The organism is Mycobacterium sp. 134, assembly GCF_048282715.1.
Classification (GTDB): domain Bacteria; phylum Actinomycetota; class Actinomycetes; order Mycobacteriales; family Mycobacteriaceae; genus Mycobacterium; species Mycobacterium septicum.
Genome location: NZ_JBLVUN010000008.1, coordinates 4,263,005 through 4,275,387, shown reverse-complemented (window position 1 = coordinate 4,275,387; position 12,383 = coordinate 4,263,005). Strand labels below are relative to the sequence as shown.

The window sequence follows — 12,383 nt, the reverse complement described above, 5'->3', positions numbered from 1 at the left end:
CATCGATTGGACGGTAGGGAGAGAAGTGGCCAAGCCGACGGCAGGTAAGGGTGGGGTGTCGGGCAGTTCTGCATCCGGAAAGCCCAAACAGATCGCCGACGAGCTGCGCGGTTTGATCATCTCCGGCGGGCTCGATGAGGGGGACCTGCTCGGTACCGAGGCGGATTTGTTGAAACGCTTCGAGGTGTCCCGGCCGTCGCTTCGTGAGTCGTTGCGGATCTTGGAGGCCGAAGGCCTGATCTCGGTGGTGCGAGGCGCGCTCGGCGGAGTGGTCGTACACCGCCCCGATCAACGGATGACTGCCCGGGCCGCGGCGCTGGTGCTGCAGACACGCAGCGTTTCGTTGACCGATGTGTTCGAGGCCGCCGCCGTTATCGAACCCGCACTGGCGCGAATGGTCGCCATGTCACGTGGCCGCGAGCGTGCCGCTCAGCGATTGCGCGAACTGGTGATCGAGATGAAGCGCACTGTCGACGATCCTGTGGCATGTACCACCGCCATGGTCGGATTCCACAGTGACATGGTGGAGTTGGCTGGCAATCAAACGCTCATCGTGATCTGCGAGATGATCAATGAGGTGATCACCCGTGCGGCGGTGGCAGATGTGCTCACGCGGAGTCAACAGGAGCCGATCGCGTCGCGGCGCCGCACGATTCGCGAGTTCGAACAGCTTGTCGACTTGATCACCGCGGGCGACGGCGAAGCCGCACAGGCCCACTGCGCTGCGCATATGGCCCGCCTGCGCCGGACCCTGCTAGGGAAACGTGGCAGTTCGACGGTCGAGGTGAACAGTCATCTCTGACGCCGGTTACGAACTCGGCCGAAAAAACATATAAAGGTTTCTCTGGACTCCAGCTCTGATGGTGGGTTAGCTTTGACGGACCCGAATTGTCAGATGTTTCGCCGGCGCTCTGCCGGCGCTCGACATGCTGGAGAGTAGCTCTATGGCCGACGTGACCCCGGCGCGCATCGGATTGCTCATCGATTACCTGGACGAAGACGGCAATTACGACGAGAACATCCTTCCAACACTGCAACTCGTCGCTGACGAGTTCCTGGAGCGCGGAATATCCGAACGACCGATCGAATTCGTCGTACGTGCGGTTCAGGGACTGCCGAACGGGACGTTTCGTGCGGTGCGCGACGCTTTCCATGAGCTGGTCGAAGCGGATGCGTTGGTCATCTTCGGGCCGTGGGTGTCGGAGAACGGCGTCGCATTGCGCCGCTACGTCGAGGACCTCGCCGAAGTCCCGATCATCACGATGGCTGCCTCGGAAAGCATGTTGGGGGAGTGGGTTTTCGGGCTTCCGGCAGGGTCCATGGAAGAAGAACCGATCATCTTGGCCACTGTCGCGGCTCTCGATGGGTGTGACACTGTCGGGCTTGCCTTCGAGGACAGTCTCATCGGCGGCGAATACCTGCGATCCACCCGAGCGGCCTGTCTGGACGCAGGATTGAAGATCACGGCCGAGGTGGCTATTCCCCAGGTTGAACGCGACAAGCAAGCCGCGATGTCCGCGCTGGCCCAAGGCAAGCCCGACGCGATCATGCATGTCGGTTTCGGCCTGGGCATCATCGGCATGAATGCTGCGCTTGAAGGTATCGGTTGGATGCCGCCGCGGTACACGACGACCGCGTTCGAGTTCGCCGCTACCGGGCCGTGGTGGCGTGAGCAACTCGCAGGCTGGGTTGGGCTTGATCAGTACGATGAGCGCAATCAGACCGGGCAAGTATTCCTGGATCGGTTCGAGCGGGCCTACGGGCGGCGCCCGGCATATTTCTTTCCTTTGTACTGCTACGACGTTGGCCGGCTCATGATGACCGCGGTTGCTGGTGCTAGGCCGTTGACGGGCCCGGGTGTCAAAGATGCGTTGGAGCGCGTCAAGATGCTGCCCGCGGCGACCGGTGCCCCCGGAACGCGGCTGAGGTTCGGAAAGTTCATCCGGCACGGCTGGGTCGGCAGTGAATTTCTGGTCGCGCGAAGAGTGCTCCCCGACGGCAGCGCCTCAGTGCTGCACGCCACGATCGAGGGCCACGTGAGCGGTCCGACCATAGCGCGATAGTTGGCGTTATATCTACATATATCCATGCCGGCTACCAATCGCTATGAGGTGGTGGTCCGTTGAACGTGTCGCACACGGTGGCCTGGTGTGTCAGCCATCGTCAGCTCCGAGGTCGCTCACAGATCCTTTGAACTGTGCATTCATTGCGGAGTAGCGCGGCGGATCAGTCGGTTTGCACGCATCGAGTCTTGCTCGAAAGGGGTAGACAACCGGACACGTACTGCGTTATACCTTTAGAGGTATCGGTCGTTCGGCACTTGGATTGCCGTTCAGCGGAACAGGTGCGAATCAGCTCGCTGTGGTCAGGGGTGGAGGGCTGTGGACCGCCGCAACATGTATCGGTATCGCGAAAGCGTTGCCGCTGCTGCGGTTTGGGTACGCGGGCCTACGTAATGGGGGTGAGGGATGGTGAGTCGACGTAGGAGTGACTCCGTCACCACCGAAACGCTCGGTCGCCCAAGAGCGGACCGGCGCGCCACAGAACCCACCCCGGTTGCGAACGTCGGCGCCGGACGTGCTTGGTTGCGCCCAGTGGCCGGATTGACAACGGTGCTGAGCATTGGGCTGACCATCACTCTGGTGGCGGTGCTGTTTCGTGGTGATCTGAGCTCGACGGTCCAGGTGACTGTGCTGTCGTCACGAGCGGGGCTGGTGATGAATCCCGACGCCAAGGTCAAATTGCGGGGGGTTCAAGTCGGGGCGGTCAAGTCGTTGGAGACGCTGCCGGACGGGCGTGCGGTGCTGCACCTGGCGATGGATCCAGCACAGCTGCAGCAGATTCCGGCGAATGTCGGGGTCGATATCGCATCGACCACGGTGTTCGGTGCGAAGTATGTTCGGCTCACCGACCCTGTCGATCCGTCACCGCAGACGATGGTTCCCGGTCAAGTGCTCGATGCCTCGCGGGTGACTGTCGAAGTGAACACGGTTTTCGAGCAACTCACCGCGGTGCTGTCGACGATCGATCCGGCCAAACTCAACCAGACACTGGGCGCGATCGCCTCGGCCATCGATGGGCGTGGACAGTCGATCGGTCAGATGCTGGTGGACCTGGACACCTACCTCGCCACCCTGGATCCTGGACTGCCGGCGTTGAGCCACGACTTGACCACTGCGCCAACAGTGTTCAACGCATATGCCGATGCGGCACCCGATCTGCTCACCGCCGCCGGCAACGCGAGCCGGATCAGTCAGAGCATCGTTGACGAGCAACACAACCTCGATGCGTTTCTGGTCAGCATGATCGGGCTGGCCGATGTGGGCAACGAGGTCTTGACGGCCAACCGTGTTCCGCTGGCTGATGCCGTGCATCTGCTGGCACCGACCACCGACTTGACGAGCCAGTACAACCAAGCGTTGTACTGCCTGATGGGAGGCTTGATCCAAGCCGCCTACATCAAGCAACCACAAGTGCCCGGAGCCATGGTCAACGCGGGGTTCGTCCTGGGCAAGGAGCGCTACCGGTACCCGACCGATCTGCCCAAGGTCGCTGCGACCGGTGGTCCACAATGCGTCGCGGGCTTGCCGAACGTGCGCTATCTGTCTCGTCCGCCGTTCGTCATCGCCGACGTCGGCACCAACCCAGCTCGATACGGCAACGAAGGCATCCTGCTGAATACCGATGCGCTCAAGCAACGGCTGTTCGGGCCGATCGACGGGCCGCCTCGCAACTCCGCGCAAATCGGGCAACCCGGATGATGCGCTCGACAACGGTCACGGCAGTCAAGTTCGGTGTCTTCGGCGTCGTGATGGCAGTACTGACCACCTGCTTGTTCGTTGTCTTCGGCCAGTACCGGACCGGATCGTCGCAGGACTACTCAGCAGTCTTTGCCGACGTTTCCAGTTTGAAAAAGGGGGACTCGGTGCGGGTCGCCGGCATCCGTGTCGGCACGGTCAACAGCGTCAGACTCCGGCCGGACACCATGGTTGTGGTCACCTTCGATGCCGATCGCACTGCGGTGCTCACCACTGGAACCAGGGCAGTAGTGCGCTATCTCAACCTGACCGGGGACCGCTACCTCGAACTCGCCGCTGCCCCAGGACCCACCGTCATCTTGCCCGCCGGCGCCCAGATCCCCGTCGAACGGACTGCACCAGCCCTCGACCTCGACTTGCTCCTGGGCGGCCTGCGGCCGGTAACCCAGGGGCTGAATCCCGACGACGTCAACGCGCTCACCCAATCGCTGCTGCAAGTCCTGCAGGGGCAGGGGGGCGCCCTCCAATCACTGCTGTCAGAGACGTCTTCGTTCACCAATCACCTGGCCGACAACGATCAACTCGTTCAGCAACTCATCGACAACCTCAACACGGCGGTGGGCACGCTAGCCAATGACGGGGAGAAGTTCTCCGGCACGATCGACCGCCTACAACAGTTCGCCAGTCAACTCGCCGCAGATCGCGATCCGATCGGAAGTGCGATCACCGCCCTGGACAACGGAACCGCGTCGTTGGCCGATCTGCTCACCCACGCGCGCACACCGCTGGCCGGTGCCGTCGACGAACTCAATCGCCTGGCCCCCAACCTGGACACGCAGAAAGATCACCTCGACGCCGGGCTGCAACGGATGCCGCACAACTACCGCAAGCTGGCGCGGCTGGGCGCCTACGGCAGCTTCTTCAACTACTACCTCTGTGGCGTGACAGTCCGGGTCACTGATCTGCAAGGACGCACGGCGGTCTTTCCCTGGATGAAGCAAGAAACGGGAAGGTGCTCGGACAACTGATGCTGAAATATCGTGGGCCCCAATTGGTCCGACGTGGCTTCATCGGCTTCGTTGTCATTCTTCTGGTGATCGCCGTCGGGCTGCGGACCCAACAGTTGGTGTCCTATGCGACCGAGATCCGATACCAAGCCCTTTTCGATCAAGCCGGCGGGTTGACCGTAGGCAACAACGTCACGATGTCGGGCACGAAAGTCGGCACGGTATCGGGGGTGGAGCTCGATGACGGGCAGGCTCTCGTCACCTTTTCTCTCAGCAGCGGAACATCGCTGGGGCTGAAAACCACCGCCCACATCCGCACCGGCTCGCTGCTGGGACAGCGGGTGCTGACCGTGAACGCCGCCGGGCCCGGACGGATGCGAGCCCTTGAGGTCATCCCAGCGACGCGTACCTCCTCGCCCTACTCGCTGACCGAAGCCGTGGGTGACCTCACCACCGACATCGCCGGCACCGACACGAACACTCTCAACCAGTCCCTCGACGCCCTCTCCGCCACCGTCGAGGCGATCTCTCCAGATCTGGGATCGACTTTCGACGGCCTCACCCGTCTGTCGCGGGCGCTCAATGCTCGTAACCAAACCCTGGGCGAACTGTTCAAACACATCAGCGATGTCAGTGCGGTCCTCGCCGAGCGCAGCCAACAGGTCAATACCCTCATCCTCGACGGCAACGCATTGCTCGACGTTCTCGTGGAAGTGCGCCAAGCCATCGTTGAACTGCTCGCCAACACTTCCGCAGTGGCCAACCAGCTCACCGGCCTGGTACACGACAACGAGGCAGAACTGGCGCCCACGCTCGACAAGCTCAACGCTGTCACCGCTGTCCTTGAGAAGAACCGTGACAACATTGCCAAGGCGCTGCCCGGATTGGCCCAGTACGAACTCAGCACCGGCGAGCTGGTATCCAGCGGCCCGTACTACCAAGCCCAGATCGCCAACCTGAGCATGCCTCAACTGTTGCAGCCCTTCTTGGACTATGCCTTCGGATTCCGCCGCGGAGCCGATGCCGGGCAGCCACCCGACAATGCGGGACCGCGTGCAGAATTCCCATTCCCGCGCAACGGGATCCCGCAACCACAAGAACGGTGGGGACCGCCATGATCGCTCGCCGACAGACCGCGCTCGCAGGTGCGCTGATCGCGCTGATCCTCGCCGCCGGTGCCGTGCTGGTGCACGCCTCGTTCTTCGGCGCGAAAACGGTCACCGTCTACTTCACCTCTGCCACCGCCATCTATCCGGGCGATGATGTCCGAGTAGCCGGAATCAAGGTCGGCACCATCGCCGCTATCGCCCCCGAAGGCGGCCAGGTGAGGATGTCGTTGGATATCGACGGTCGCGTGCCCATTCCCGCGGATGCCAAAGCTGTTATCGTCGCTGCCAATCTGCTCGCTGCCCGCTACGTCGAACTCACGCCGGCCTATCGGTCCAGTGATCCCCACGCCAACGGCCCCGTCATGGCCGACCACGCCGTGATCCCGATCGATCGCACCGCCGTCCCGGTCGAATGGGACGAAGTCAAATCCCAACTGATGCGCCTGGCAACCGAATTGGGTCCGAACAGTCAGGTATCGACTCCCGCGATCGCACGATTCATCGACAGCACCGCCAACGCACTCAGCGGCAACGGCGACAAACTCCGCGAAACGCTGAGCCAACTCTCCGGCGTTGGGCGCATCCTTGCCGACGGCAGCGGCAACATCGCCGACACCGTGAGAAACCTGCAGACGCTGGTTACCGCGCTGCGTGACACCAACCCCCAAATCGTGGAATTCCAAGGCCGATTCGCCACGTTGACCAGCGTCCTCGACGACAACCGCACCGACCTCGACGCCGCCCTGAACAATCTGTCCTCGGCGCTCGGTGAAGTCCAACGCTTCATCGCCGGCACCCGCGACAAGACCAGCGAGCAGGTCCAACGCCTGGCCAATGTCACCTCAAACCTCGTCGAGCATCGCAAAGACCTTGAGCAACTCCTGCACGTGACACCTACCGCACTGGCCAATGGCTACGCCGACTACAACCCCGACACCGGCACCATTCTCGGCTCGATTTCGTTCACGAACTTCTCCAACCCGGTGCAGTTCATCTGTGCCGCCATTGGAGCCGTCAAGAACACCACCGCATCCGAAACCGCGAAACTCTGCGCGCAGTACCTCGGTCCGGCGCTGGATCAACTCAACTTCAACAACCTGCCTTTCCCCATCAACCCCGCGCTGGCGCCCTCGCCGCGCAACGTCATCTACACCGACCCCGCGCTGGCGCCCGGCGGGACCGGAGGCGCACCCGCACCGGCCGAACAACCTCCTTCTGTTTCGGCCTACACCGGGGCAGGCGATGTTCCCCGCCGCCGGGCTGGAACCAACCACCCGCGCCGCCGGGCGTCGAAAACTTGTTGCTGCCGGCCCCGGCGCCGCAGCCGGCCGCACCGGCCGAGGAACCCGCACCCGTGGCTCCCTCAGAAGGGACACCCCCGTCATGATCGGCCGGCATTCACTGGGAAAGGGCGTGGCCGTCAGTGCCGCCACGGTGCTCGCGATGACGGGATGTGCCTTCAACGGGGTGAACTCTCTGCCCCTGCCCGGCACTGTCGGGCAGGGCTCTGGGGCCACCGTCTACCACGTTGAGATCGCCAATGTTGGTACACTCGAATCAAATTCGCCGGTCATGATGAACGATGTCGTGGTCGGAAGCGTCGGTACGATGACGCTGCGCGGTCAGCACGCCGACGTCGAAGTCAGGCTTCAAAGCGGGGCCAAGGTCCCGGCCAACGTCCTCGCCACCGTCGGGCAGACCAGCTTGCTGGGCTCGCAGCACCTGGCGCTGGACCCGCCGCCCGGGCAGTCGCCAGTAGGGCAGATCGCACCGGAATCCACCATTGCCTTGAACCGATCATCCACCTATCCGTCGACCGAACAGACGTTGTCGTCATTGTCTGCGTTGGTCAACGGCGGCGGCCTGGGCCAGGTCGGCGACATCGTTCACAACTTCAATGCGGCGTTGTCCGGGCGCCAGGACGCCATCCGCGACCTGATCACCCGCCTCGACAGGTTCGTCGGTGTGCTGAATCGCCAACGCGGTGATCTGACCGCCTCGATCGATGCCCTCAACCGGCTGACCGGCACGCTGGCCGGACAGCACGACGTGATCACCGAGACGCTGCGCAAACTTCCCCCCGCGCTCGACGTGCTCCTGGCCGAGAAGCCGCGCATCGTCGTCGCGTTGGACAAGTTGCGGGCCTTCAGCGACACCGCTACCGCACTCGTCAATGACACGCAGGCCGACCTGGTGAAGAACCTGCAGAACCTACAGCCCACGATTCGAGCATTGGCCGATGCCGGGCCGGGTCTCATCGACGGCCTGATGTATGCCACGGTATTTCCATACGGCCAGAACGTGATTGACCGCGGACTCAAAGGTGACTATCTGAATCTGTTCGCCGTTGCTGACCTGACCGTTCCCCGCCTGAAACGCGGCCTGTTCCTCGGAACCCGCTGGGGCGTCGACGGAGCACCGTTGGTGCCGGCCCCCGGAGATCCCGGCTATGACTGGCACTACACCAACAATCCACTGGGCGCTCCGCTGGCGGTACCGCCGGAGGGTACTGAGTTTCCCCCGCCGGCGCCGCCGGCAGGTCCGCCGGTGATCCTTCCGGGTGGGCCCGTCCCACCCGCGGCCGCGCCGCCATCGAGTGCACCGGCGGGATCGCCGCCGATCGACCAGGGAGGTGGCTAGATGCTGACACGGTTGGTCCGGATTCAGTTGGTCATGTTCGCGATCGGCTCGATCGTGGGGCTGGTCACCATGGTTGTGGTCTATCTGCAAGCGCCCGCGTTGCTGGGTGTGGGGCGTATCACCGTGACTGTGGAGCTGCCGGGAACCGGTGGGCTGTACCGCTTTTCCAACGTGACCTACCGCGGCGTGCAGGTGGGCAAGGTGACGGCGATCTCGCTCATTCCGCGCGGCGCGAAAGCGATTCTGTCGCTCGATGATTCACCGAAGATACCGGCTAAGTTGAAAGCCGATGTGCGCAGCGTGTCGGCAATCGGCGAGCAGTACCTCGACCTGAAACCTGTTTCGGACGCACCTCCGTACCTGCACGACGGTTCGACTATCGCCATGGCGGACACCACTGTTCCGCAGCAAGTCGGTCCACTGCTCGACCAGACCAGCGCACTGATCAAGAGCATCCCCAAGGACAAACTCGAATTGCTTCTTGACGAGAGCTTCAAGGCGACCAACGGTGCCGGCTACGACCTCGGTTCGCTGATGGACTCATCGGCGAGAGTCTCGGATGGCCTCAGCGATGTGCGCGACTCCACAAGAGCCCTCGTCGAGGACTCAGTGCCCTTACTCGATTCCCAGGCCGCCGGTACCGACGATCTGCGGACCTGGGCACATAGCCTGGCCAATATCACCGGCACACTGGTTGACGACGATCAACAGATCCGGACGGTGCTCAAAGATGGTCCTGCGTCTGTCAATCAGGCAACTCGGCTCTTGGAACAGGTCAAGCCGACACTGCCGGTGTTGCTGGCCAACCTGACGTCGATCGGACAGATTCTCGTCACCTACCGGCCCGGCCTCGAACAAATCTTGGTGTTGCTGCCCCCCTTCGTCGCCAACATCGTGTCGGCGGCACCTGACCACAACCCGACCGGGCTGGGACAAGGCGATTTCACTCTCTCATTCGGGGATCCACCGTCATGCACTGTTGGTTTCCTGCCGCCCAGCCAGTGGCGGTCTCCTGAAGACACTTCCGAAGTAGATACGCCAGACGGTCTGTACTGCAAACTGCCCCAGGACTCGCCGCTGGCGGTGCGTGGGGCCCGGAACTATCCCTGCATGAACAAGCCGGGAAAGCGGGCGCCCACGGCCGAGATCTGCGACAGCGACAAACCGTATGTGCCCCTGGCGATGCGCGAACACCTGACCGGCCCTTACCCGCTGGATCCCAACTTGATCGCGCAGGGCGTACCGCCCGACGCTCGAGTCACCAACAACGACCACATTTTCGGTCCGGTCAATGGCACGCCAATGCCGCCGTCAGCTACGCCCGACCCTGCGATTGCCGGGCCCAGTCAAACGCCGCCACCTGCACCACCACCGGCGCCCGGCCCCGACCCCGACGGCGCGGTCCCGGCGGCACCAAGTGCCTTCGGCGGAAACACCACTCATCCACAACCCTCAGTCGTATTCGCACAATACGACCCCAATTCGGGGCGCTATGTCACAGCCGACGGCCAGACCCATCAGCAGGCCAACCTCGTTGCCTCCAAGCGGGCAGCGACTTGGAAAGACCTCGTAATGGAGGATCACCCATGACATCGGCACGGGCCCTGAAGCAGAAGCCGACGATCGCCGCACTGCCAACAGTCGTACTGGTCGCTTCGGCAGCTGCCGCGGCCCTGACCAGCGCCCCGAACGCCGCCGCAGCATTCTGTGATCCCACTCTCAACGGCGCTTATCGTGCGGTGTCAGACGGGACGTGGGCGAAAACCAACGAGATCTTCCACGACGAAGCCACTGTGACCAGTACCTGGACAGTCAGTACGACGTGCAGCGCCGAAACTTATGACTGTGCAGGCCACGTGCGGAGCAGCCAAGGATGGAACGCACCCATCCGGTGCGACTCAGCCGGGCTGTGGTCAGTGAGACGACACCTTGACCGGTGGGAACCGTGTCAAGACGGCACCGCCGCAACGGCCGAGCAGTTGATGTACTTCTCACCCGATCTTTCTGGATCGCCGAGCTTCGACGAGGTGACGACGTTCTCCGGCTGGGACCGCACCGTCGGGACAAGCGGGGGCTGCGGAATCAACAGGCCGCTGGTCATCGAGATGCCATTCCAACTCACCCGGATTCCATGATCGACGAGGCTCCGTGAGCCGAATGCGTCAGTGTCCGTAGGCAATTCAGAGTATGAAAATAGATGTGGGTCAACGAAAGGTCTTGGGATGAAGCGAGCGCCGGTGACCAAGGGTTCGGCTGGGTTGGAGTCTGCGGACTACGTTGTCGTGGGGTCGGGGAGTGCGGGGGCGATCGTGGCCCGGCGTCTGGCTGACACAGGTGCCGAGGTCATCCTTATCGAGTCGGGACGGCAGCGGCGTGGCCCCTTGGTGACGGTGCCCGGTATGTGTGGGGCCATTCATGCGGCTACGGCTCTGCAGCGGTTGGTCACTTGGCCCGCTTATAGCGTTCCGCAACGACATATGAAGGGCCGCACGCTTCCCCAGTCGCATGGTCGGATTCTTGGCGGGGGCAGCGTGATCAACGGGATGGCGTTCGTACGCGGGAATCGGCGGAACTACGACGACTGGGCGGCCGATGGGGCGAAAGGCTGGGGGTTCTCCGAGGTGTTGCCGTGCTTCCGGCGGCTGGAGAGTTTCGAGGACGGCCCCAGCGATCTGCGGGGTGGGGATGGCCCGATTGCGGTGGAACGGGCCACAGGCCTGGCCAACATCACCGAACGCTACATGGCCGCGCAGGCAGCGACCGCAGCCGTCGGCATGAACGACGACTACAACGGAGCCCAGCAAGCCGGAGTAGCGCCACTACAGCAGAGCGTCGGCGCCGGCCGGAGAGTGGGCACCGATCGTGGCTATCTGTGGGACGCGCCGCCGAATCTGCGGGTGCTCACCGGCGCCACCGTGACTCGGGTGATGGTGCAGGGCGGTCGTGCCGTGGGTGTGGAGTTGGTCGCGGGCCGTAGCCGGCGGCCGATCGGCCCTGTACGTGCCGGCCGTGAGGTGATCATCAGCGCCGGTTCCCTCGGTTCGCCGCGGCTTCTGATGCTGTCCGGCATTGGCCATGCTGCGCACTTGCGTGACCATGGGATCGAGGTGATCGCCGATCTTCCGGTTGGTGACAATCTGCACGATCATCTCTTTGTGCCGATGTCCTACCGGGCTCGCGGAGGGCGCAGCGCGTCGCCGTTGAGTTTCGCCGGAGCGGCGGCCCGTGAATGTGTGCGTCCGCGGTCGACGTATCTGGCGCACACCCTGTTTGAGGGGGTGGCTTTCGTCGACAGCGGAGTGCGGACGGGCGTGGACGTGCCCGACCTGCAGATGTTCATCCTTCCAATGAGTTATCCAGAGAACCAGGACGCACCTGGGCTGCACCTGGCCGCTGAGTCGTCATCGTCGTTGACGCTCATGCCGACGCTGATCTACCCCGAGAGCCGGGGAAGCGTGCGCTTGGCGTCGACTGATCCATTCACCGCTCCTCTGATCGATCCGAACTACCTGGCTGAGCCTCAAGATTTGGAAACCTTGGTGGCAGGCATGGAACTCGTCCGCGAAACCTTGGTACACCCGGCAATCGCAGGTGAGGTCGGTCGCGAGGTGCTACCCGGCTCCGATCGGTCCGGCGCCGACCTCGCGGAGTTCGTGCGGCGAAACGCCTCTGGCGTGTATCACCCGGTCGGGACGTGCCGGATGGGCACCGACGAACGTTCCGTTGTCGATCCCACGCTGCGGGTCCGGGGTGTGGCGGGATTGCGCGTGGCCGATGCATCGATCATGCCGAGCATCGTCGGCGGCAACACGAATGCCGCGGCGATGATGATCGGAGAGCGAGCCGCCGAACTGATCATCGGCGCTTGA

9 protein-coding genes and 1 pseudogene are annotated in these 12,383 nt (G+C 63.2%); 9 read left to right on the top strand and 1 reads right to left on the bottom strand.

Annotated elements, in window-relative coordinates; genetic code table 11:
* Positions 1–25 precede the first annotated feature (25 nt).
* From ACNQVK_RS25100 to ACNQVK_RS25065, 8 genes and pseudogenes are all read left to right on the top strand, one after another.
* Positions 26–802, top strand: a complete 777-nt coding sequence (locus ACNQVK_RS25100) for a FadR/GntR family transcriptional regulator (RefSeq protein WP_409553108.1) — start codon at positions 26–28, stop codon at positions 800–802.
* Between the two features lie 142 nt (positions 803–944).
* Entirely contained in the window at positions 945–2,063 is a 1,119-nt protein-coding gene (locus ACNQVK_RS25095) for an ABC transporter substrate-binding protein (RefSeq protein ID WP_418031689.1), read from the top strand.
* 405 nt (positions 2,064–2,468) lie between these two features.
* Entirely contained in the window at positions 2,469–3,761 is a 1,293-nt protein-coding gene (locus ACNQVK_RS25090; protein WP_418031688.1) for an MCE family protein, read from the top strand.
* Positions 3,761–4,786 carry an MCE family protein gene (locus tag ACNQVK_RS25085; RefSeq protein WP_418034312.1) on the top strand — a complete coding sequence of 342 codons (1,026 nt, stop codon included), beginning with the start codon at positions 3,761–3,763 and terminating at the stop codon, positions 4,784–4,786. Before ACNQVK_RS25090 ends, ACNQVK_RS25085 begins: the two co-directional genes overlap by 1 nt.
* On the top strand, positions 4,786–5,883 hold the full coding sequence (locus tag ACNQVK_RS25080) for an MCE family protein (RefSeq protein WP_418031687.1): 1,098 nt from the start codon (positions 4,786–4,788) through the stop codon (positions 5,881–5,883). Before ACNQVK_RS25085 ends, ACNQVK_RS25080 begins: the two co-directional genes overlap by 1 nt.
* Positions 5,880–7,261: pseudogene (locus tag ACNQVK_RS25075) on the top strand (MCE family protein). Before ACNQVK_RS25080 ends, ACNQVK_RS25075 begins: the two are co-directional and overlap by 4 nt.
* Positions 7,258–8,514 (top strand): MCE family protein, encoded by a 1,257-nt coding sequence (locus ACNQVK_RS25070; protein ID WP_418031686.1) that lies wholly within the window; start codon positions 7,258–7,260, stop codon positions 8,512–8,514. The pseudogene ACNQVK_RS25075 and the gene ACNQVK_RS25070 overlap by 4 nt, the downstream one beginning before the upstream one ends.
* Positions 8,515–10,104 (top strand): MCE family protein, encoded by a 1,590-nt coding sequence (locus tag ACNQVK_RS25065; protein WP_418031685.1) that lies wholly within the window; start codon positions 8,515–8,517, stop codon positions 10,102–10,104.
* Between the two features lie 358 nt (positions 10,105–10,462).
* Here ACNQVK_RS25065 and ACNQVK_RS25060 read toward each other — a convergent pair whose 3' ends face one another.
* The gene (locus ACNQVK_RS25060; protein WP_418031684.1) at positions 10,463–10,636 is read right to left on the bottom strand and encodes a hypothetical protein; all 174 of its coding nucleotides are present in this window, start codon (positions 10,634–10,636) and stop codon (positions 10,463–10,465) included.
* 100 nt (positions 10,637–10,736) lie between these two features.
* Between ACNQVK_RS25060 and ACNQVK_RS25055 the strand changes: the two genes are divergently transcribed.
* A complete protein-coding gene (locus ACNQVK_RS25055) occupies positions 10,737–12,383 on the top strand; it encodes a GMC family oxidoreductase (RefSeq protein WP_418031683.1) in 1,647 nt (548 codons plus the stop codon).